At 49.5% G+C, this 202-nt stretch carries 1 tRNA gene; it reads right to left on the reverse strand.

The window, feature by feature from the left end:
* Window positions 1–68 precede the first annotated feature (68 nt).
* Window positions 69–145, reverse strand: a tRNA-Met gene (locus AB4384_RS23670).
* Between the last annotated feature and the right edge of the window lie 57 nt (window positions 146–202).

A 202-nucleotide genomic window follows, 5' to 3' on the forward strand; every position in this document is an offset into this window, starting at 1 on the left:
AGCTAGTATCGCATTAGTTAATCGCTGCTCTTACTGCTTTGGGCAACAGATAGCGCCTAACTGTAATGTGGTTGCGGGAGCCGGATTTGAACCGACGACCTTCGGGTTATGAGCCCGACGAGCTACCAAACTGCTCCATCCCGCGTCCGGATGCATTGTTTAAGTCAATGAGTCTTGCCTTAAAAAGGCTAATTTGGAGCGA

It is taken from the genome of Vibrio sp. 10N.261.51.A4, from assembly GCF_041471945.1.
Lineage (GTDB): Bacteria > Pseudomonadota > Gammaproteobacteria > Enterobacterales > Vibrionaceae > Vibrio > Vibrio crassostreae_C.